Origin of the sequence: Acinetobacter sp. WCHAc010034 (assembly GCF_001696615.3) — a bacterium.
In the GTDB taxonomy this organism is placed as follows: domain Bacteria; phylum Pseudomonadota; class Gammaproteobacteria; order Pseudomonadales; family Moraxellaceae; genus Acinetobacter.
In genome coordinates, this window is record NZ_CP032279.1 from 2,890,499 (window position 1) to 2,910,890 (window position 20,392).

16 protein-coding genes are annotated in these 20,392 nt (G+C 49.2%); 6 read left to right on the forward strand and 10 right to left on the reverse strand.

What is annotated here, in order from left to right; all coding sequences use genetic code 11:
- Positions 1-46 precede the first annotated feature (46 nt).
- Positions 47-811 carry a DUF481 domain-containing protein gene (locus BEN74_RS15500; protein WP_068911896.1) on the reverse strand — a complete coding sequence of 255 codons (765 nt, stop codon included), beginning with the start codon at positions 809-811 and terminating at the stop codon, positions 47-49.
- Positions 812-1,119: 308 nt separating this feature from the next.
- Between BEN74_RS15500 and BEN74_RS15510 the strand changes: the two genes are divergently transcribed.
- The 4 genes from BEN74_RS15510 to BEN74_RS15525 all read left to right on the forward strand — a co-directional run bounded on the left by BEN74_RS15510 (position 1,120) and on the right by BEN74_RS15525 (position 7,089).
- The gene (locus BEN74_RS15510; protein WP_068911900.1) at positions 1,120-3,108 is read left to right on the forward strand and encodes a TonB-dependent receptor plug domain-containing protein; all 1,989 of its coding nucleotides are present in this window, start codon (positions 1,120-1,122) and stop codon (positions 3,106-3,108) included.
- A gap of 300 nt (positions 3,109-3,408) precedes the next feature.
- Positions 3,409-5,079 carry a phosphoethanolamine transferase gene (locus BEN74_RS15515; RefSeq protein WP_068912029.1) on the forward strand — a complete coding sequence of 557 codons (1,671 nt, stop codon included), beginning with the start codon at positions 3,409-3,411 and terminating at the stop codon, positions 5,077-5,079.
- 3 nt (positions 5,080-5,082) lie between these two features.
- Positions 5,083-5,763 carry a response regulator transcription factor gene (locus BEN74_RS15520; RefSeq protein WP_068911903.1) on the forward strand — a complete coding sequence of 227 codons (681 nt, stop codon included), beginning with the start codon at positions 5,083-5,085 and terminating at the stop codon, positions 5,761-5,763.
- 3 nt (positions 5,764-5,766) lie between these two features.
- On the forward strand, positions 5,767-7,089 hold the full coding sequence (locus tag BEN74_RS15525) for a sensor histidine kinase (RefSeq protein ID WP_068911905.1): 1,323 nt from the start codon (positions 5,767-5,769) through the stop codon (positions 7,087-7,089).
- On the opposite strand, the gene BEN74_RS15530 is transcribed toward BEN74_RS15525, so the two are convergent.
- From BEN74_RS15530 to BEN74_RS15565, 7 genes are all read right to left on the reverse strand, one after another.
- Positions 7,086-7,793: a phosphatase PAP2 family protein gene (locus tag BEN74_RS15530; RefSeq protein WP_068911907.1), complete on the reverse strand. Its 708-nt coding sequence runs from the start codon at positions 7,791-7,793 to the stop codon at positions 7,086-7,088. The two genes, BEN74_RS15525 and BEN74_RS15530, sit on opposite strands and share 4 nt — an antisense overlap.
- 345 nt (positions 7,794-8,138) lie before the next feature.
- Complete coding sequence (locus BEN74_RS15540; protein ID WP_068911912.1) at positions 8,139-9,326, reverse strand: ammonium transporter; 1,188 nt, start codon at positions 9,324-9,326, stop codon at positions 8,139-8,141.
- A gap of 450 nt (positions 9,327-9,776) precedes the next feature.
- Positions 9,777-10,502 (reverse strand): amino acid ABC transporter ATP-binding protein, encoded by a 726-nt coding sequence (locus tag BEN74_RS15545; protein WP_171404895.1) that lies wholly within the window; start codon positions 10,500-10,502, stop codon positions 9,777-9,779.
- A 14-nt stretch (positions 10,503-10,516) separates the two neighbouring features.
- Positions 10,517-11,200 carry an ABC transporter permease subunit gene (locus tag BEN74_RS15550; protein ID WP_068911916.1) on the reverse strand — a complete coding sequence of 228 codons (684 nt, stop codon included), beginning with the start codon at positions 11,198-11,200 and terminating at the stop codon, positions 10,517-10,519.
- The gene (locus BEN74_RS15555; RefSeq protein ID WP_068911918.1) at positions 11,200-11,943 is read right to left on the reverse strand and encodes an amino acid ABC transporter permease; all 744 of its coding nucleotides are present in this window, start codon (positions 11,941-11,943) and stop codon (positions 11,200-11,202) included. Before BEN74_RS15555 ends, BEN74_RS15550 begins: the two co-directional genes overlap by 1 nt.
- Before the next feature lie 61 nt (positions 11,944-12,004).
- Positions 12,005-12,946 carry a transporter substrate-binding domain-containing protein gene (locus tag BEN74_RS15560; protein WP_068911920.1) on the reverse strand — a complete coding sequence of 314 codons (942 nt, stop codon included), beginning with the start codon at positions 12,944-12,946 and terminating at the stop codon, positions 12,005-12,007.
- A 521-nt stretch (positions 12,947-13,467) separates the two neighbouring features.
- Entirely contained in the window at positions 13,468-14,004 is a 537-nt protein-coding gene (locus BEN74_RS15565) for a hypothetical protein (protein ID WP_068911923.1), read from the reverse strand.
- Between the two features lie 137 nt (positions 14,005-14,141).
- Between BEN74_RS15565 and BEN74_RS15570 the strand changes: the two genes are divergently transcribed.
- Complete coding sequence (locus BEN74_RS15570; protein ID WP_068911925.1) at positions 14,142-15,155, forward strand: HPF/RaiA family ribosome-associated protein; 1,014 nt, start codon at positions 14,142-14,144, stop codon at positions 15,153-15,155.
- A gap of 155 nt (positions 15,156-15,310) precedes the next feature.
- Positions 15,311-15,685 carry an endonuclease domain-containing protein gene (locus BEN74_RS15575; RefSeq protein ID WP_068911927.1) on the forward strand — a complete coding sequence of 125 codons (375 nt, stop codon included), beginning with the start codon at positions 15,311-15,313 and terminating at the stop codon, positions 15,683-15,685.
- A 392-nt stretch (positions 15,686-16,077) separates the two neighbouring features.
- Here BEN74_RS15575 and BEN74_RS15580 read toward each other — a convergent pair whose 3' ends face one another.
- Both BEN74_RS15580 and BEN74_RS15585 read right to left on the reverse strand, forming a co-directional pair.
- Positions 16,078-16,965, reverse strand: coding sequence for an SIR2 family protein (locus BEN74_RS15580; RefSeq protein ID WP_068911929.1), 888 nt, complete (start codon positions 16,963-16,965; stop codon positions 16,078-16,080).
- A gap of 522 nt (positions 16,966-17,487) precedes the next feature.
- Entirely contained in the window at positions 17,488-20,379 is a 2,892-nt protein-coding gene (locus tag BEN74_RS15585; RefSeq protein ID WP_068911932.1) for a valine--tRNA ligase, read from the reverse strand.
- Positions 20,380-20,392 lie beyond the last annotated feature (13 nt).

Consider the following 20,392-nt stretch of genomic DNA (forward strand, 5'->3'; position numbering starts at 1 on the left):
AAATTGCGCTGGGCGCTGCTTCTGCGCCCAGCCATTCATTTTAAAATCAGTAACTGTATTTCATCCCGACGGACAGCAGAGAATCCCGGCTGTTGCCTGAATCCGCCAAGGTATCCTTAAGCTGATAGCTCATCACGGCGGATATGGTTTCTGTCAGATTTGCGCTGATGCTGCTTCTGGAGCGCAGAACCTGAGATTCATCGCCGAATTCATAGCCGAGATCCTGATTAAACCGAACGGTGTCATTGAATTGATACTGATAATACAGCCCCAGCGTGCCAATCAGCTCATGCACATCGGCATATGGAAAGCCACGTTCTTTGCTGTGGCGGTATCCTGCGCCAAGCTCAGTGGTCAGGCTTTGCTTCTGGGCTTTAATCAAGTCCAGGCCAATGCCGCCGGTCAGCGCAATCTGATAATCCAGCGAGCTGGAAAGGTCCTTGTCGCCCTGCAGCTTCAGGTACTGATACGCCGTATCGGTGCTTCTGTACAGCAGCTTGCCGGCCAGCATGTAGCGCTCGACATTGTTGCTGGAATCGCCGTCATCGTTTGTGCTGACCGCTTCAGCGCGCAGCTCCTGCCCCCAGATGCCGGCCTGGCGCTGAAACAGCAGGTGGGCGGCAAGATTTTCCTTGCTGCTGCTGTTGCCTCCTGATTTGGAGCTGTTCAGCAGATAGCCTGCGTCTGCATCCAGCCGGTACGGCTTATTGTCCTTCACTTCAATTTTGCCGGTATTGGTGCGCGAAGGGCCTAAGTCTGCATAGGCAAGGCAGGGAAGAGCTGCCAGAACGGCAGCTGCGGCAATCTTCATTTATTCTCCAATTGAATCATAATCTTAAAGTAAAAAAACGAGCCTGGCATGATAAATAGATCATGGCCCGATCTCAATCTTTAAACACTCAAGTGCGCCAGATATAGCCCGGAAGATCAATAAACCAGCCTTTTCCGGCCGATTCCGGCAGCTGAATAGCGGGGCGGCTGGGCTGCCGGAAAGCGCAGTCTGAAACCGGCAGGGTTTGCCGGCAAAGGGCTGTTTCATATTGAAACGCAATGTTGCAAAACAGATACAATAATATATAATTGATAATAATTATCACTAAGATTATCATTGTTTATAATATGCCAAATAAAACCCTTTTTACCCGGAATATCCTGACCGCCTCCATCCACTGCCTGCTGGGGCTTGGCCTGTTTTCAAGCTGCAGCCATGCGCAGGAAGCAGCGCCGGAAAGGCTGGCGACCATTACGGTCACGGCGACCCAAACCGAGCATAGTCAGAAAAGCGCGCCGGCCAGCATCAGCATCATTACTCAGGAAGATTTGGCGAAGCGTCCGGTATATGACTTGGCCGATGCGCTGCAGAATACGGCCGGCATTCATATCAACAGCTCATCCGCCTATGGGCGCGAAGAAATTAAAATCCGCGGCATGGATGCGGAATACACCTTAATTCTGGTGAACGGGCGCCGGGTCAACTCCAGAGATGTTCTGACCTCAGACTATGCCAACGATTTTGACCTGTCTTCCATTCCCCTGGCTGCAATCGAGCGCATTGAAGTGGTGCGCGGCCCAATGTCTTCACTGTATGGGGCTGATGCCTTGGGCGGCGTGGTCAACGTTATTCTGAAAAAGCCAAGCGGCCAATTTGAAGCTGCGCTGAACTACAGCTATGAAATGCCGACCGAGGGCGATGACGGCGCGGCGCACAAGGCCAGCGCTTATGTCGGCGGCAGCCTGATTGAAAACAAGCTGCTGGCCAACTTGGTGGTAGAAGGCATCGATCAGCAGGCATGGCGTTCGGAACAGAGCGCGTATAAAAATACCGATGCGGCGGAAAAGCGCAAAGGCCTGAGTATTTTGTCTAATTTAAGCTGGCTGATTGATGATCAGCAGACTTTGGACATTGACCTGACGCACCGTACAGATGACCGCAAAGCCCAGTGGAATAACTCCGGCAGATCGTTCCCGATCAATATTCAGGAAATGGAGCGCAGCAGCGCCGGCCTGACCTATTCGGCCAATTGGAATGAGGTCGCCAGCCGCCTGCGCTATTATTATGAACGCGTAAACCTGATGGATGATTCGGAGCTGATGACCGCTCTGGCGAAGAAAACCGGGGATGTGCAGCAGACCAACCATACTATTGACGGGCAGTTCAGCCGCGCGCTGGGCGAGCAGCATCTGCTGACGGCGGGGGCGGAATTCCGCAGAACAGAACTGAGCCATAACCAGAATTTAAATAGGGATATTTCTGCAGATCAAAGCGCTTTTTACCTGCAGGATGAGTGGAATCTGGGCCGCCTGGCATTGACTTTGGGCGGCCGCCTTGATGACTTTGAAAACTTCGGCAGCGAGTTCAGCCCGCGTTTTTACAGTGTTTACCAAGTCACGGATCAGTTCAACTTAAAAGGCGGCGTGGGCAAGTCATTTAAGGCGCCAAGCATTTCGCAGTCTGATCCGACTTATGCCGTACTGTCTTGCCGCGGCGACTGCCATCTTGTCGGCAACTCAGACCTGCAGCCTGAAACCGCAGTCAGTTATGAATTTGGCGGCGTGTATGAAAATGACCGCTTCTACGCAAGCCTAATGTATTTCAATAATGACATTAAAAACATGATTGTGGGCGACAGGTGGGACCGGAAAATTGGCTACATGCCGCCGCTGATGACTTATACCAATATTCATTCTGCTTCTGTCAAAGGAGTAGAGCTGGAAAGCCAGTACAGCCTGAATGATGCCTTGGGCGTCAAGCTGAATTACACCTATTCGGACGGCAAAAATAAAGATACGGATCAGGAGCTGGATTACAGTCCGCGCCATAGCGGCAATATGAGCTGGGATTGGCAGGTGAATGACGCGTTCGGGCTGAACTTAAATTATCAATATACCGGCAGCCAAATGCTGCAGGTGCCTGCGCTGTCCAAGAGCCAGAAATCAGATGCCTACCATACTGTAGGCCTAAGCGGGCATTATCAGTTCAATCCGGGCTTCAGCCTGCAGGCCGGCCTGAAGAATTTAACCAATACCAAGCGCGATGAAGTGGCGCGCTCTATTGACCATATCCTGATGGGCAGAACGGCTTTCATCGGCTTTAATTTTAAATATTAATCCGGCATTGATGCATCCGGCAGGCTCCATAATAGGCCCGCGCTCAAGACAAAGCCGGGCCGCGAAAGCTCCGCTGTTTTTATAAACAGCAGGGCATTGCCTGCGCAAAGGCATTGCCGGCATATCCGCTCTGCTTTCCCAGCCAGCCGCGCAGGCTGGCTTTTCTCATTCTGACCGCTTTAATTGATTCTTTTCAGCATCTTAAAAATGTGATGCGTTAAAAATGATTTATATCTTTAAGCCAGTTTTAAGTTTGCGCCTTTAGCTTATAATCATCCAAAAAAGCCGATGATATGCATGATGCTGAACACATTTTCCCTGCTGAAGAAAAAGATCCCGCCTATCTCACTGGGCATGTTTAATCTGATTGTCGTATTGTGGCTGAGCATTGCTTTAAATATCAGTTTTTATCAGAAAATCGCCAAGCTCACGCCTTACAGCGGGCTGAAAGCGCAGCTGTTTCTGGCGGCGACAGTTGTGGTGGTGATCGCTTTATACAATGTGCTGCTGCAGCTGTTTCACTGGCGCTGGAATGCGAAACTGCTGGCATCTGCGCTGATTTTTATCGGTGGCTTCAGCGCCTATTTTGTCTCCAGCTTAGGCGCGGTGATCTCGCCGGATCAAATTCAGAACATCATGCAGAGCGATGCGCGGGAAATGCGTGATTTGACTTCTGTCCGCTTTATTTTATGGAGCATTTTTCTGGTCATATTGCCCATAGGCATCATCAGCCAGATTCCGATTAAAAAAGAGCCGGCTCCCAAGCTGCTGCTGAAAAAGCTGCTGCATATTGCCGGATCATTTGCCATTTTGGCAGGGCTGCTGTTCGTTTTTTATGTGGATTATGCGGCTATTTTCCGCGAACACCGCGACTTGAAAGGCATGCTTTCGCCGCAGAATACTATTGCTTCGACGCTGTCCTATTACCGGCATCGGGCGCCTAAGCAGGACTTGCCGCTGGTGGCCTATGGCACTGATGCGCACCGCACCTTGCCGGCTTCGCCAGCGCAAAAGCCTAAGCTGATGGTGCTGGTGGTGGGCGAAACAGCGCGCGCGGAAAGCTTTTCCCTGAACGGTTACAGCAGGAACACCAACCCTAAACTGGCTAAGCTGGATGTGATCAATTTCAGCAAAGTCAGCTCTTGCGGCACAGCGACTGCAGTTTCAGTACCGTGCATGTTTTCCGGCATGCCGCGCAAAGACTATGATGAGCAGCTGGCCAGCCACCGCGAAGGCTTGCTGGATATTGCCCAGCGCGCCGGCTATAAAGTCACTTGGATCGACAATAACTCGGGCTGCAAAGGCGCCTGTGACCGCGTTGAGCAGTGGCAGTTCCCGGCAGAATTGCAGAAGAAATGGTGCGCATCCAACGGCGAGTGCCATGATGAGATTTTAGTCGATGCCTTGAAGCAGTATATTGCCGGCATTCCGGAACAGGACGCCGCACCGCGCCTGATTGTGCTGCATCAGATGGGCAGCCACGGGCCGGCGTATTATGAGCGTTCAACTGCGCCGTTCCAGCCGTTCAAGCCTTCCTGCGACACCAATGCGATTCAGGGCTGCAGCCAGGCGGAGCTGATTAACAGCTATGACAACTCGATTGTCTACACCGACCATGTGCTCAGCGGCCTGATTCATGCGCTGCAGGATGATCCGAAATATCAGGCCGGCTTCTGGTATCTGTCAGATCATGGCGAATCGACCGGCGAGCACGGCATGTACCTGCACGGCGCGCCGTATGCGATTGCGCCGGCGCAGCAAACCCATGTGCCGATGCTGATGTGGTTCTCCCCTGAATGGAAAGCGCAAAATGCGCAGCAAATGGCTTGCTTAAGCGCTCAAAAAAGCCAAGAATTGAGCCAGGACAATTTATTTCCAAGCCTGCTCAGCCTGCTGGGAGTGCAGAGCCAAGTGATTGATCCGCAATATGACATGCTGAAAAACTGCGCGCCGGCAAAAGCGGGAACCTAATACATGACTACAATACTGATCATTGAAGATGACTTCATGATTGCTGAATCGACTCAGACCTTGCTGAAATATCAGAGCTTTGATGTGGAATGGGTGAATAACGGCATTGACGGCCTGAAGCGCATTCAACAGGGGCAGATAGATGCCGTGCTGCTGGATTTGGGCCTGCCGATGATGGACGGCATGCAGGTGCTGAAGCAGATCCGGCAGGCCAAGCCGGCTTTGCCGGTGCTGATTATTTCCGCGCGCGACCAGCTGCAGCAGCGGGTCGATGGTCTGAATCACGGTGCGGATGATTACCTGATCAAGCCCTATGAATTTGATGAACTGCTGGCGCGCATTCAGGCGCTGCTGCGCCGCAGCGGCCAAGCGGCTGCGCAGAACGGCCAGTCAGTGCTGGTATGCGGCGATCTGGTGCTGGATGTTGAGCAGCATCTGGCTAAATTCAAGGGCGAATATCTTGAGCTGTCCAACCGCGAATGGGCCATTCTGATTCCACTGGTCAGCCATCCGAATAAAATATTTTCCAAGTCCAATTTGGAAGACAAGCTGTACGATTTTGACAGCGACATCAGCAGCAACACCATTGAGGTGTATGTGCATCATTTAAGAAATAAGCTGGGCAAGGATTTCATCCGCACCATCCGCGGCCTGGGCTACCGGCTGGGACAGCTGCAGGGGTAAGGCATGCCTGTGCAAACGCGCAATTCACTGAAAAGAAAGCTGATCCTCTATACGTCTTTTTTCAGCCTGATGCTGGGCTGCGTGCTGATGCTGTCGGCCTACAAAATTTCACTGCAGGAAACCAATGAAATTCTGGATGCGCAAATGCAGAGCCTGGCGGAGCGGGTGGCCAATCATCAGCCTGCGCCGGTCAAAAGCGAATTTGACCCTGAACAGCATTATCATGAAGAAGACTTGTTTGTGGATGTCTGGTCCTATGCCGAGCAGGCGCATCAGCACCATGAATTCAACCTGCTGATTCAGCCGATTGAGCACGCCGGTTTTTATACGCATCAAACCGAGCACGGCACATGGCGCACCTATGTTTTGCCTTTAAAAAATCAGCAGGTTCAGGTCAGCCAGCAGCTGTCTGTACGGCAGAATCTGGCTTTGGAGCTGGCCGGCGGCATGTTTATCCCTTATCTGCTGTTTATGCCCTTTGCCATTTGGGGACTGAGCTGGATGATCAGCCGGATTCTGCAGCCGCTGGATGACTTTAAAGCCGAGCTGGCGCAGCGCGGTTCTAAAGAGCTGCAGCCGATTTTAACCCAGGATTATCCGCTGGAAATTATTCCGACCATTGAGGAAATGAACAGCCTGTTTGAGCGGATTTCGGCCGCCCAGCTGGAGCAGCGCCAGTTTATTGCCGATGCGGCGCATGAGCTGCGCACGCCGATTACCGCGCTGAATCTGCAGACCAAAGTGCTGCTTCAGGAGTTTCCTGAGCATGAAGCATTGAAAAGATTAAGCCTGGGCCTGATCCGCATGCAGCATCTGGCGGCGCAGCTGCTGAATTTAGCCCAGCAGGATGCCTCAGCCGCGGTATCCGGCGATGCGCAGGACTTTCATCTTAATGTTACAGCGGTGAATTGCGTAGAGCAGCTGATTCATCTGGCGATGCAGAAAGATATCGATTTAGGCATGGAGCGTCAGGAAACTGTACAGATTCACAGCCAGGAAGCTGCGGTGCATTCAATTATTTACAACTTAATTGACAATGCCATTAAGTATACGCCGGCGCAGGGCATGATCAATGTGTCGGTGTATGCGCAGGACGGCATGGCGGTGATTCAGGTTGAAGACAGCGGGCCGGGGATTGACCCGAAGCTGCATGAGCAGATTTTAAAGCGCTTTTACCGCGTGCATCATCATCAGGAAATGGGCAGCGGCTTAGGTCTGGCGATTGTCGACAAAGCGGTTGAGCGCCTGAACGGCAGGCTCAGTTTTGGCGCCAGCGCCAGCTTGGGCGGCCTGCAGGTCAATGTGCAGCTGCCGCTGCGCGCTTAGGGGCTGAGTTTCTGGCCTGCGCCGCCTTCCGGCACAGGCTGGGAAAAATGCCGGTAATTGAAACCGTAAATGACCGCGTTAATAAAAAAGACCACCCAAGCTGTCCACAGGTTATGGCTCAGGAAATGCGCGCCGCGCATCATCTGCGCCCAGCCCATGGCGAAACCGAGAATCAGTCCGGAGAACAGATAGAAGTAGGCTTTTTTAGGCTGGCTCAGCCGGTAGGCGAAATAGCCGCTCATCAGCGCAAAGCCGGTAGAGGCATGGCCGCCGGGAAAGCAGTGGCCTTTTTCTGCACTGAACTGCCATAAAAAGCCATGCGGCACGGCTGCGGTCATTGACCACGGGCAGGCATGTGCAGACTGCGATTTTAAAATGCCGACGGCCGCCGTGCAGAGCATCGAGCTGAAGAAAAAATAGCCCAGTTCAAAGCGCTGCGCTTTGAACCGGGTATACTTGAAAGACGCCAGCCACTGCAGCAGCATCAGCGCATAGGCGCCAATCAGCAGGTTCTTGACCCAGCGGTGATTCAGCTCCGCCAAGGCCCAGGCGTCGCGCAGCGGGAAACCGCCGGATGCATTCATCCACGGTTCAATCAGGCTTAAGTCCAGCGGGCCGCCGACAGGGGAGAATACCCAAAGCGCGGCAAAGCTGAACAGTAGGAAGCATCCCTGAATAAAGATAAAGCGCTGCTGGTCTGGCATGGTGAAAGGTTTAATTATAGTGATGCGCCATTACAGCAGGAGCAGCTTAAACTGAGCTTAAAGCGAAGCGGCATAAAGCTTAAGCGCAGCTGAATCATGGCTATTTTTATCTGAAAGATATGCAAGCCATCTATTCTGTATTGGCCTGATGCGCCGGCATTATTGTGGATCGAAGCGGTATTTAACTTGGATAATAATTTGATGCGCTGCTTTAAAACGCAGCGCAAGGATGGGCAGCGTGCGGCATCCTTGCTGCGCCCGCGCATCCAAAGTCTATTTTATTCAATGGGCTAAGGAGCTGCTGAAGCCAGTACAGCCCCCTGCTTTGACTGCGCCTAAGCAAGGCTAGAACATATTGTCTTCAGAGTTTGCGGTAATGCGGTGGACTGAAAGGTCTGCGCCGCGGAATTCCTCCTCCTGATTGAGGCGGATGCCCATCAGCGCTTTCAGCGCGCCATAGATGATGAATCCGCCAGCCAGCGCCACAGCAATCGCCAGCGCTGTGCCAATCAGCTGCGCCAGCAGCGACACGCCGCCCAGTCCGCCAAGCCACTGCTGGCCAAAGATGCCGACAGCAATGCCGCCGAATGCGCCGCATACGCCGTGCAGCGGCCAGACGCCCAGCACATCATCAACCTTCAGTTTGTTTTGGGTGTAGGTGAACAGCTGCACAAAGATCACGCCGGCGGCCGCGCCAATCGCCAATGCGCCGACCGGATGAACCACGTCGGAACCGGCGCAGATCGCAACTAAGCCGGCCAGAGGGCCATTGTGCAGGAAGCCGGGGTCATTTTTGCCCATGAAGTTGGCGGAGAGCGTGCCGCCGACCATCGCCATCAGCGAGTTGATCGCCACCAGCCCGGAAATGGCGTCCAGACGCTGCGCGCTCATGACATTAAAGCCAAACCAGCCGACAATTAAAATCCATGAGCCTAGGGCTAAAAAAGGAATGGAAGACGGCGGATGCGCGCTGATGCGGCCGTCTTTTTTATAGCGCCCATGGCGCGCGCCCAGTAAAATCACTGCTGCCAGCGCGATCCAGCCGCCCATGGCATGCACCACTACTGAACCGGCAAAGTCGTGGAAGCTGGCGCCAAAAGTGCGCTGCAGCCAGCCTTGCAGGCCAAAGTTGCCGTTCCATGCCATGCCTTCAAAGAAAGGATAGACCAGCGCCACCAGCAGCAGGGTGGCAATCGCCTGCGAACGCATTTTGGCGCGCTCAGCGATGCCGCCGGAAATAATTGCCGGAATGGCAGCGGCGAAGGTCAGCAGAAAGAAGCAGCGCATCAGGTTATAGCCGTGATCGGCCGACAAAGCCGGGCCTGCATGAAAGAAGTGCTGGCCGTAAGCAATGTAATAGCCGACAAAGAAGTAGGCGATGGCGGAAAGTGAAAAGTCGGTTAAAATTTTACTCAGCGCATTGACTTGGTTTTTATGGCGCACGGTGCCGAGTTCTAAAAATGCAAATCCTGCATGCATTGCAAGCACTAAAATTGCACCAAGAAGAAGAAAAAGTAAGTCAATATTTTGCATTGTGAGGTCCAATTCGGTGCTTTGTGTCACAAAAAGAAACTCAGTATATCGGTGAACGCGCTTTCGCAAAGCCTTTGCATTAAGGGAAATTTTGATTAATGCAGTTTAAAAATAAACAAGACCCGATATAAAGCAAACCGCTTCCGGCTGAACTTTTTTGGTGCGCTAGGCTGAAATAAATTTCTCTATAAAATTATTAAATTTCATATAAATAAGTTTATTTTTTGGTCTGATGAATTGCAGTGTCATGCAAAGGTGCAAATTTCCGCTGCAGGCCTGAGCTGAAAGCGCGGCTAAAAATAGCTGTCCTGTTTTCTGCTGTGCGCCTGCACCGTGTTAAGCCATCAAACTGCTAGCCTGCGCAGCCAATGCGCGCAGGCTTGAGTGGCAGGCATAAAAAAGCAGATCCGGAGATCTGCCTTGATGCTGAAGTTCAGCTGAAGCAAAAACTCAGTGCAGGATTTTATTCAGGAACTGCTGCGCGCGTTCGCCGCGTGGGGTATTGAAAAATTCATCCTTAGTGCAGTCTTCCACAATTTTGCCCTGATCCATAAAGATCACCCGGTTTGCCACCTGGCGCGCAAAGCCCATTTCATGGGTTACGCACATCATAGTCATGCCTTCTTTGGCCAGCTGCACCATCACATCCAGCACTTCATTGATCATTTCCGGGTCAAGTGCAGAGGTCGGCTCATCAAACAGCATGGCAATCGGGTCCATGCTCAGCGCGCGGGCAATCGCAACGCGCTGCTGCTGGCCGCCGGACAGCTGCGCCGGAAATTTGGCGGCGTGCGCGCTGAGGCCGACCCGCTCCAGATAGGCCAAGCCTTTTTTCTTGGCTTCGGCTTCGGAGCGGCCTAGCACCTTAATCTGCGCAATGGTTAAGTTTTCGGTAATGTTCAAATGCGGAAACAGCTCGAAATGCTGGAATACCATGCCGACCCGGCTGCGCAGCTTGGTCAGGTCGGTTTTCGGGTCATTGATGGAAATGCCGTCCACTAAAATTTTGCCGGCCTGAAACGGCTCCAGGCCGTTCACGGTTTTAATCAGCGTCGATTTTCCTGAGCCTGAAGGCCCGCAGACCACCACCACTTCACCCTGGCGGATTTGCGTGCTGCAGTCGGTGAGCACCTGAAAATCTTTATACCATTTGCTGACATTCTGGAGGTCAATCATTATTTTCTGATCTGTCATACACTTAACCTCCGCTGTAATTTCTTAACTGCATACGTTGCGATCATGCTGATGGTGAAGTACACCAGGCCAGCGAATATAATATATTGCGTAAGCAGCGACATTAAGTCGCCGCGGACATAGTTGGTGCGGAAAAAGTCCAGCAAGCCGATGGCATACACCATGGTGGAATCCTGAAACAGAATGATGGTCTGCTGCAGCAGCAGCGGGGTCATTTTGCGGAATGCCTGCGGCAGGATAATCAGGCGCATCGACTGGCTGTAGCTCATGCCCAGCGCATAGGCGGCGGAGGTCTGCCCCTTGGGAACAGACTGAATGCCGGCGCGGACAATTTCAGAGAAATAGGCCGCTTCAAACAGCATAAAGGCCACAATGCTGGACACCAGCGCGGTATCAATTGTCAGGTAATTGCCGGTAATGCCGGTGTAAATAAACGGCACGGCAAAATAGAACCACATCAGCACCAGCAGCAGGGGAATTGAGCGGAACAGGTTGACATAGCCTTTGGCAAACCAGTTCAGGGCGGAAATAGACGACAGGCGCATCAGCGCCAGCAGCGTGCCGATAAACACCCCGCCAATGGTGGCCGAAATGACCACTTTCAGGGTAATGCTCAGGCCATGCCACAGCGCAGGCGCTGACAGCTGCAGGTCTTGCGTAAACGAAGCAATCCAATCCATTATTTATCTCCTGCAATTAAGCCAGGAACACGCAAGCGCTTTTCCAGAAAGTTCATGAAAGCAATCAGGCAGACATTGATGACAATGAAAATAAGGGTAACGTAAGTATAAATTTCGATGGTGTTCTGCGTGTATTCACTGATGGTTTTCATCTGCGAAATGATTTCCGCCACGCCGACCAGGGACGCTACAGAGGTGTTTTTGACGCAGTTGGTCAGTTCAGAGCTCAGCGGCGGCAGAATCGTGCGGAATGACTGCGGCAGAATGACATAGCGGTACAGCTGCGCGGTGGAAAAGCCCATGGCATAGCCGGCATTGGTCTGCCCCAATGGCAGGGCTTCAATGCCGGTGCGCACCTGTTCGCAGACCCGGGCGGCGGTAAATAAGCCTAAGCCGATGCTGGCGGAAATTAAGGCGGTGGTATTCGCGCCTAAGTCATTGATCCACCAGCTGCGGATGACTTCCGGCAGGAAATTCGGCACCACATAAAACCAGATGAATAACTGGATCAGCAGGGGCACATTGCGGAACAGCGTGACATAGGCCGTGCCGATGGCGCGGGCCGCAGGGCTGGGCAAAGTCCGCATAATGCCTAAGATGCTGCCGAGCGCCATGGCAATGCTCCATGCCACCAGCGCAATTACAAGCAGCCAGCCTAAACCGGTAAAAATCCAGTTCAGATACGTGGTATCGCCCACGCCCGTAGGCTGGAACAGCACACCCCAATTCCAACTATAGTTCATATTGACTCCCTTTCAGCCTGAGTCAAACTCCTTTTGGCTCAGGCGTTACAGTGTTTAGGGATTAGGCGTCGCGGTCGTGCGGATTGCTGATAAGGGCTTTCAGCTGATCGGACATTTCAAAGTTCAGGTTGATGTTTTTAGGCGGAATTGGCGACAGGAACCATTTTTTGTACATGCCGTTGATTTCGCCGGAGCTGTAAGTGGCTTTAATCGCATCATCGACAACCTGCTTAAAGCCGGCATCGCCTTTGCGCATCATGCATCCGTACACTTCATGAATAGGCGGCGTGCCGACAATTTCCCATTTGGCCGGGTCTTTAGCTTTGGATTTTTCCCCCGCCAGCAGGATGTCATCCATCATAAAGGCGGCGGCGCGGCCATTCTGCAGCATCAGGAAAGATTCCGCATGGTCTTTGGCGGAAATCACTTCGCCAATGCCCAGCTCTTTTTCGTGCTGGCGGATATAGCGCTCAGAGGTTGTGCCTGCGGTCGTGACCAGCTTTTTGCCTTTCAAGTCGGCAAAGTCTTTCACGCCGGAATCTTTTGCTGTCAGCAGGCGCGAACCGACTTCAAAGAAGCCGACCGAAAAATCGACCTGCTGCTGGCGCTCTTTGTTGTTGGTGGTCGAGCCGCACTCTAAATCTACCGTGCCGTTAGACACTAAGGGAATGCGGTTCTGGCTGGTGACTAAGTTGTAGCGGACTTTTAAATCCGGCATATTCAGTTTCTTTTTCACCGCTTCAACCACTTTCAGCTGCAGGTCATGCGCATAGCCGACCGGCTGATTCGGATTGTCCGCAATATATGAAAAAGGAATGGAGGAGTCGCGGTAGCCCAGAACAATGGTGCCGGACTGCTTGATTTTATCCAGCGTGCCTGAAGCGGAGGCATCGCCGCCGGCAGGCTTTTCGGAAGATGGCGCTTTATTGTCACTGCAGGCGCTCAGTCCAAGCATGAGGGCGCTGGCACAGAGCAGGGAGGTCATGGTGCGTTTATGTGTCATGTATAAAACTCCTTTTTTATTGCGTTGCCATCAATTGCTGTAATGTGCGACGGAATCCATCCATCAATTTTCTGCGCAAAAGATGATTTATTTTATGTATGAAAAAATACACTGGATTTCATCTTAAGCGAGATTTGAAGGATTGCTCAAGCAAAATTTTTTACGGTTTTGTTAATAGTAACTCTTTAGGATTTAAACAGTTTTTCTGCACTGAAAATTGCGCTAAAAGTACAGCATAATGCATGCCAGCTGCCCTGAATTTTCAGCGCAGACTAGACAAAAGATAGGGGGGAAATAGCCCTGTCCGGCTGTCTGAAAGGGCGCATGCGGCCGGTGGTGCTCTGAAGGGATGCAGAGCCTAGGGTTTTAGATTGAATGCTGATGCTTATTGGCGCCTGCCAGTGCGGATAGTCCGGTCCGCCGTGCAGTGCGCAAGGCATTCATGCAGCTGAAATTCCGCCGCCAGCAGGCGGTTGCCCCGCATATTCCGGGCTTTTGCCTGCTGAAACTTTAAGGATCAGTCATTTTCCGGCTTCATAATATTTTTCAATATGCTCAATTAAGTTCATGCTGAGCGCTTGGATATGCTGGCCGTGGCTGATGAGCAGATTTTGATGCTTAAGCTGCTTTCGGTCGTTCGGCTGCAGTAAATGCTGCTGCAGGATTTCTTCTGAATGAAAGAGTTCAAAGGCCAGCTGGTTCAGGCTGGCGTCATAAATCTGGCTATGCACAAAAATATGCAGCTCTTTGGCAAAGACCGGAATCAGCTCCAGATATTCGGTTTCTAAGGTATGCAGAATATTTTCCGCGCTTTGCTGGCTCTGCTGCATTTGGCTTAAAAAATCTTCGCTGTAGCGCTTAATGCGGTACAGGGTGGGCAGCAGGGTCACAAAGTATTTTTGCTTTTGCAGGTTCTGCAGCGTTCTGTCACGCCGTATTTCCAGGCGGTTCAGGTATAAAGGCACGCTGATGGCGACAAAAATTGCAATGACGGAGCCGACCGCCTGCACCCATGCGGCCAGTTCTTGATTAAAGATTAAATCTGCTTGTGTTGGCATTGAATTTTCTCATTTTATTGTAATTTTGATTGTGCCAAGTTTTAAACAGAACGGGAATGGTATTAATGGCCGATTAAGGCTTTAGGTTTTGATGATAAAAGTTCCGCTATAATTGCTTTTTTGCTTTGCGTTTGCTTATGCCTTTCGATTTAAAAATTACGCTGCAGCCAGATGTTCAGCTTTCGCCTCAGGAAAGAAAGCTCAGCCGGTTGATTGAGAAAATTGAACAGCAGAAAATCAGCCTTGCTGCATGGCAAAATGCACAGCAAGAGATTCAGCAGCGCACGCGGCAAAAACTCTTGCCTGTATATGCTGAGCTGCATGAGGTTTTATTTCAGCAGCTTGAACAGCTGTGGGATGTTTTGCACAGCCATAAATTTTCCAAAGCAGATGTGCAGCAGCTGGATGAGAAAATTGCCGGCCTTGCCAAAATGTTAAAGCATTCAAAAATGCTGTCTGCTGCACAGCAAGCGCAGGTTGCTAAAATTGATACGTTTTACCAGCAGCATGCAGAACAGTCAGTAAAAAAAAGCAAAAAAACTCAGACGGTAACTGCAGAAAATCAGGCAGAGCCAATACAAAGCAGTTTGGACGATGACTTTGAACACTATGCCGCCGGGCAGCAGCAGGCGCGTGAGCAAGCCAAACAGCAAAGGCAGCAGCAAAAGCGTGAACAAGCCGAAAAAATGGCAGAGCAGTCGCTGAAAACGGTGTATTTGAAAATTGCCGCCATAATTCACCCTGACCGTGAACCAGACCCTGCCAAGAAAGATGAAAAAACCGAGCTGTTCCAGCAGGCGAATCAGGCCTATGAACAGCAGGATTTATTTTATTTGCTGAAATTGCAGTTAAATCTTGAACAGAATAAAGGGCAGAGCGCCAAGGGCCTAACTACGGAGCAGGTGAAGTTTTATAAACTGGCCTTGGATGCGCAAAGCCAGCAGCTGGCCAGCCAAATTGCAGAGATTCTGGATTCTTTCAATTTAGGCAATAAAGTCAAAGCGGAACATGTGCATCTTGGCGATGTGTATAAAGCAATTGATGCGGATTGCGCTGCGTTAAAGCAGCAGCTAAAAGCAGAAAAAGAACGGTTGAAGTATATGGGGAAGATTAAAGGGGTGGAGATGTTGTTGGTAAATAATGTTTTATAACTTTATAAAAGCACCTCTCCTGAAAGGAGAGGGGACCTCCATTATTAAATTCATAGTTGGTATAAAATCAAATGTGACTCCCTCTCCCCGCGGGAGAGGGTTGGGGTGAGGGTGAAAAATCTGCTATTCTCAGCCAAAAATAAAAACAGAATCCCATGAATAAAAAGATCGACCCTCAACTTCTATTATTCGCCAAATCCATGCGCCACACCGCTACAAATGCTGAAAGCCTAATGTGGCAGTTACTTCGCGCTAAGCGTTTTATGAACCTTAAATTCCGCCGTCAGCATGTGATTGCGCCGTATATTGTGGATTTTTACTGCCATGAATTAGGTTTGGTCATTGAGCTAGATGGCAGTCAGCATGGAACGGATGATGCTATTGAATATGATGCTGAACGGACAAATTTTTTGGAGGCTTTAGATTTAAGAGTGGTGCGGTATTGGAATAATGAGGTGTTGCAAAATGTAGATGTGGTTTTGGATGATTTGTGGAATATTTGTTCAGAACTAAAAGAATATGATAAGTAATGAAAGCTCCTTCTCCCTTCGGGAGAAGGTTGGGATGAGGGGGAGAAATAATAATGAAAAAACTTTAAAAATACCTCTCCCTTGCGTAGCCGTGTTACTCCTTTTCTAAGGAGAAGAAGGTATATTGCGTATGAAATAATTATTAAAATTTGTGAAGGATTTTACCTTTCCTTTAGGGAGAGGGGTGGATTAATTTAAAAGTTGATTCAAAAGTTTAGGTAGTTCATCAAACTCTTCAAACCAAATTACATTTATACCTAATTCAGAAAACATTAGCTCTTGTAAATTGTGATGTCTTTCTAAAAATGAATGCTGTAATGATAATGAATAAGGTGATTCATTACTTTGCGAAAATTCCTCAATATCTATACGTTTCAAAAAAGCATAATGTTTTAAAATATTATTACCTGCTGGGCTATTTCTAATAATCTTCTCAAATTTGGATCATCTAGTGATAATCCAATCATTATACAAGTATGTTCTTTGAGAGTTGATGGTTGTATAAGATTAGACCAATGATAAGGGATGGAATACATCCTATGATATCCTTCTTCTGAGAATATTAAATCCATATCTTGAAAAGAATCATTAGCTTCCTCTAACTTTATATCTTTTGGAATATAACCATGTACATGATAAATAGGTAATTCTTCATTTTGATATTTTATATTATCTAAAAAAATTGATTTATATTTTAAATTTAAACTGTCTAAGTGGATTTCTATTAAATTATCAAAGTTATAAGTAATTATTGAATTTACTTTAGCTCCTGTTCTTGTTGGAATACATAGATTTCCTATAGTTTGTATTAATTTTGATGTCTTTATTTCTTTTTTATAAAGTGTTTTTTGTAGTTCCATAATGAAATTATCAGATTCATTTATTTGAGTTGAAAACCCATTTTGTAAATAACGAGCAGATAAGAGAGCTGACTTAAGATATTTTTCAGAAATATTTTTGCTGATATGATTAATAGCCTTCCCATATTCATCAATAGACATAGCTCCTAATTGTTTGTTATCTAATGTGCTATTAACAAGATATGTAATAAATAAACTAGAGATTAACTCATTCCAACTAGGTAAATTTGCACTACAAGACACTCCCGCACCTAAAAGAAGAGATATCTTTCCACTGTTTTTATATTGTTGATACAAATTTGATTGCAGTTCTTCTCTTTTTATTATCCAGTCATCATTTTTTGTAAATACTAAATTCTGTATTTTAAATGAAAATAGTTTATTAACGATTTTTTCTACTTCTTCAGGAATAATTGACATGATTTCATTTATAAAATTTTTCCCTAAGATTTTGATCTTTATATTTAAGTTTTTTTCTACATCGAAGAGTTGTTTTTGAAGTTCTTTTATGGAACTATCTTCAAGTAGTGTAATTAAAAATATTGATGATAATGTATATGTGTTAATGAGATGATAAATAGCTGATTTAATTTTATCATGTTGGGTATGGTCTTCATTATCAATATTATTTTTTTAAACTCTTGTTTAAAAAGTGATCTCAAATCTATAAGAATTTTTATGCCACAAGGTGCATTTAAGTTCTGAAAATCTGAACTTAAAATGAAATCATAATGTAATACTTTTGTAGTCGTATCATAATCATATTTTATTTTTTGATTATCAAAGTAGCTCTGTAAAATGTTAGTGATAAGTATGTTCGCATCAACCTTACTTATGCTTCCATTTTTTTTTTAAATTTCTCTAATTAAATGATCAATATTCATATGGTAAAAAGAAGCCTCTAGAGGCTTCTTTTTACATACTAAAGATTAGAAAATCAACCTAAAGCGCCGCAATCTGATCCATATTCGCTTTAATCTTCACTAACTGATCTGCAAACTCAGCCAGTTTAGCTTTCTCGCCTTCAACCACAGCAGCCGGCGCTTTCGCCACAAAACCTTCATTCGAAAGTTTGCCTGCAATCTGGTCATGCTGCTTTTGAACTTTATCAAAGTCTTTCTGCAGGCGGCCCAATTCCGCTTTCGGGTCAATTAAGCCCTTCATAGGAACAAATACAGACACATGGCCCACTACAGAAGATGAAGACAGTGGCGGCTGCTCAGCATCCGTCAAGAAAGTAATGCTTTCAACTTTAGCCAAGGCTTTCACCAATGCTTCAATACGCGCAATCTGGGCTTTTTCAGCATCTGTGGTGTTTTGCAGCAATACAGGCAGTAAGCGCGCATTGCCTAAGCCCATTTCACCGCGGATGTTGCGCACCGCGCCAATCAAGCCTTGCAGCCACTGCATATCCGCTTCAGCCTGATCATTAATCAAGGCCGGATCAGCAACAGGGTAAGCCGCCGTCATAATGGTGTCGCCGCCCATGCCGATTTTCGGCGCAAGGGTTTGCCAGATTTCTTCAGTCAGGTAAGGCATCAGCGGGTGCGCAAGGCGCAAAGACGCTTCCATCACCGCAAGAAGAACGCGGCGGACTTCCGCTTTGCGCTCTTCAGAAACATTTTCATCATTCAGAACCGGCTTAGTCAGCTCTACATACCAGTCGCAGTATTCATTCCAGATGAATTCGTAAACCGCTTGCGCAGCCAAGTCCAAACGGTAGGTTGCAAAGGCTTGCTGTACAGCCTGTTCCGCTTTCTGCAGGCGGCTGACAATCCACTGCTCAGGCAATTCCCACAGATCAGGGCGCGCTTCTTGGCCTACAGTCTGGCCTTCCACATTCATCATCACAAAACGGGTGCCGTTCCAGATTTTGTTGCAGAAATTGCGGTAGCCTTCAACACGCTTCATGTCAAACTTAATGTCGCGGCCGGTGTTAGCCAGCGCGCAGAAGGTGAAGCGCACCGCGTCAGTGCCATAAGCCTGAATGCCTTCCGGGAATTCCTTGCGGGTCGCCTTTTCAATCTTGGCAGCTTGTTTCGGGTTCATCAGGCCTGTGGTGCGCTTCTGCACCAAGGTTTCCAGATCCACGCCGTCAATCAAATCCAGCGGGTCAAGCACGTTGCCCTTAGATTTAGACATCTTCTGGCCTTCGCCGTCGCGCACCAAGCCGTGCACATACACAGTTTTGAACGGAACCTGCGCTGTGCCGTCTTCATTCTTCATGAAGTGCAGCGTCATCATAATCATGCGCGCAACCCAGAAGAAAATGATGTCAAAGCCGGTTACCAGCACGTCAGTCGGGTGGAAAGTTTTGAGGAAATAGTTTTCCGCATCTTTCTGCGCGTCGCCGGTCCAGCCCAAGGTAGAGAAAGTCCAAAGCGCGGAAGAGAACCATGTATCCAGCACGTCTTCGTCCTGCTTCAGCTCGACGTCAGCGGCGATGCTGTTTTTCGCGCGCACTTCTTCTTCAGAACGGCCCACATAGATATTGCCTTCGGCGTCGTACCAGGCTGGAATGCGGTGGCCCCACCACAGCTGGCGTGAAATACACCAGTCTTGAATGTTGTTCATCCACGACATGTACATATTACTGTACTGTTCCGGCACAAATTTAATGTCGCCGTCCTGCACCGCTTTGATTGCAGGCTCAGCCAGCGGGGCAATTTTCACATACCACTGATCGGTCAGCAGCGGCTCAACAATCACGCCTGAACGGTCGCCGCGCGGCGCTTTCAAGTCGTACGGCTGGATTTGCTCCAGCCAGCCTTCCGCTTCGGCCTGCTCAACCAGCTTTTTACGGGCTGCAAAACGCTCTAAGCCAATGTAGTCCGCCGGTGCAGGGATGGTCTTGGAAATTTGTTCGCCGGCTTTGGCAATGTATTCAAACTCAGCCAGCACTTCAGCATTTTTGTTGAAGATGTTGATGATCGGCAGTCCGCAGCGCTTGCCGACGTCATAGTCGTTGAAGTCATGCGCAGGGGTGATTTTCACGCAGCCGGTGCCGAAGTCTTTTTCGACGTATTCATCGGCAACCACAGGCACAAGGCGGCCGCTGATCGGCAGTACGATGTTTTTGCCGACAAGGTGCGCATAGCGCTCATCTTCCGGATGCACCGCAACAGCCGAGTCGCCCAGCAGGGTTTCAGGACGGGTGGTGGCAACCACTAAATAGTCAAGGCCATCTTTGGTGCGCAATGCCTTATCTTCAAAGAAATATTTGAAGTGCCACAGCGAGCCTTTTTCCTCAATGGATTCAACTTCCAGGTCAGACAGGGCAGTCTGCAGCTTAGGGTCCCAGTTCACCAGGCGCTTGCCGCGGTAAATCAGGCCGTCTTCATGTAGCTTGACAAAGACTTCTTTGACCGCATTGGACAGGCCTTCATCCATAGTGAAGCGTTCGCGCGACCAGTCTACAGAAGAGCCTAAGCGGCGGATTTGACGGGTGATGGTGCCGCCCGACTGTTCTTTCCATTCCCAGATTTTATCAATGAATTTTTCACGGCCCAGGTCATGGCGGCTGATGTTCTGCGCGCCCAGCTGGCGTTCAACTACCATCTGCGTGGCGATGCCGGCATGGTCAGTGCCCGGCTGCCATAAGGTGTTTTTGCCGGACATGCGGTTGTAGCGCGTCAAGGCATCCATAATGGCATTGTTGAAGCCGTGGCCCATGTGCAGGCTGCCGGTGACGTTCGGCGGCGGAATCATCAGGCAGAACGACTCGCCTTTTTGAGAAGGCTTGAAATAGCCGTTTTCTTCCCAAGTCTGGTACCATTTTTTCTCGATCTCGGTAGGATCGTAGGTCGTAGCAATATTTTGCGCTGAATCAGTCATAGTTCAAACAGAT